The organism is Aeromonas sp. S16(2024), assembly GCF_041403065.1.
Classification (GTDB): Bacteria; Pseudomonadota; Gammaproteobacteria; order Enterobacterales; family Aeromonadaceae; genus Aeromonas.
Window position 1 is genome coordinate 1 of the sequence record NZ_JBGLQX010000053.1, and the last position, 2,054, is coordinate 2,054.

The following is a 2,054-nucleotide window of genomic DNA, read 5'->3' on the forward strand; positions in this document are numbered from 1 at the left end:
GGTAAGGTGTTCAATCAACGTCATAGCGCGTGCCTCCTGCATGGAGACGCGATTAGATCACAGACGATCTGCCTGTTCAAATTTCATTAACAAAGTGCGATCCCGCCCTGCCTTTTCCCAATGGACGGAGCCATGAGCATGTAGAATATTTAATTGAGGAAGGGTTTGGTCATATCGCTCAAAGGCACCCTTATTAATTACTCTATTATTGAAATTCTTAGTATGAAAGATGCGCTTTTGGAATCCAGAACTTCCATCATTGACATAGAATGGTGCTACATGCTCAGTTAGTAACTCTTCACAGGCAGTTTCAATACAATTATCATAGTTCGTGGTAAATATATTTGCTTTTTTTGCAGAGTCCTTCTGTCTATCTAAAACACGAATTAATGTGTTAATAAAAAGTTTATATTCGCCAATGACTACTTCTTTTACCGGCGCTCTAGGTGGCGCCGGTACCCCTTTAGGCCATATACATGGCAACCCAGGTTTTATACACTCTCGGTAGTACAACATGAATAGCAAACACTTCATTGGGGAATTACTTTCAAAAATCTTAGCTAATGTTTCAAATGTATGCTTTTTACCATCATCATCTTTAATTTCTAGAGCTAAGGTAGGTAAAAATCCATGTGATGCTCCAGCTCCAATCAAAAAGTTTAAATTTTGTTCGTATATATCTTTTAGGTTGAATTGGTCAGGCATTTGAAAGTCCACATAAAATAATCAGGGCTATAGGTTCGATTAGCAAATTGTAATCGGACGTTCGAGAAACAAGGTTTTATCGCGGCTAAATGTTCACTATCGGGTATGCAATATCAGGCAATTCTTTGATAGAGCTAAGTGCCACTTTCGGCTGTCTTTTGTTCACTTTCTCACCTGTGCAAACAAGCTGATTTAGCTTGATGCATAGGTACGGCAATCGGCCCTAGCCTTTCTGGCGACCGGGGGGCTGGATAAGAGATAACACCTCTTCCTATTAATGTTGGGTGCTACTAGCTAGTTGGCCTCTGGCCTGCGGGTTAGGTGTTGCCCCCTGTTGTTCGCCGAGGTGAGCCCGTTTGTCCAGGCCGCGAGGCAGGACGCCGAGCGAGTGCCGCTGGGCTAGGGATGGCCCATCGGCGCGTGCCGTGGGACAAACGGGTGAACCGAGGGAACCCGACGCAGGAGGGCGAACAAGCGGGGGTGGCCTTTCTTTTGGTGACTTTTCTTTGGCCACGCAAAGAAAAGTCACTCGCCCAAGCCCGAAGGGCGGGCGAAACACCGTCGAGGGCAACGCCCTCGTGTCCTGCATGGCGAAGCCATGCCCAAAGCAGTTGGCGACCCCTCACCCTAACCCTCTCCCGCAAGGGGAGAGGGGATGGTTACCGCGGACGATTACGCTGTGCTAATCGACCCTACGTGCTTATTGCACCCTACGCCTCTCCCCCAAGGGGCGAGGGGATTGTTACCGCGGACGATTACGCTTCGCTAATCGACCCTACTCGACCCTACTTGTCCCGGGTCCCGGGGCCGTAGGAAACCCCGTCGAGGGTGGAACCCTCGCACCTTGCCGAGGCGCGGGATGCCGGGCTGGCATCCGCCAACGACGCTACCGCCCCTGGCTCTCGCTACCACAATGCGCCGCTGACCCGACGGGACAAAACAGGGGCCAACGGGCACCCACCCCCATCCTACGGAGCCGACGGGGCCCGATCCACGGATATTGCTGACCCAAGTGTCAGAATCGACAGGTTTTTTGCGCTGGTTCAAAGTTACGGCCGCACGCCTGGGGTGGGGCGGGGCCTCAGGCGTGGCCCGCCAAAGTGTGAACGGACCGATATTTCCCCGGCCTACCCCTTTCTCGCACTTGTCTGGCGTGTCCCGGGTTGGCTAAGGTGGTCGCCCATCACATGCAGGCAGTGGAGAGAGGCATGGACAAGATATTGCAGACCCTGTCGGAGCCAGGGCGGGAGCACACTTTGTTGATATTTTAACCAAAGAATAACTGAGCCCGATAGTCGTCATTCCAGCCGGCTCTTTTTAGCTTGTTTCTCTGACTTCGAGCACCACAA

The 2,054-nt window shown here is 51.4% G+C and carries 1 protein-coding gene; it reads right to left on the bottom strand.

Features of this window, described 5'->3' with window-relative positions; genetic code table 11:
* Positions 1-57: 57 nt before the first annotated feature.
* Positions 58-705, bottom strand: coding sequence for a hypothetical protein (locus ACB030_RS20260; protein WP_371162247.1), 648 nt, complete (start codon positions 703-705; stop codon positions 58-60).
* Between the last annotated feature and the right edge of the window lie 1,349 nt (positions 706-2,054).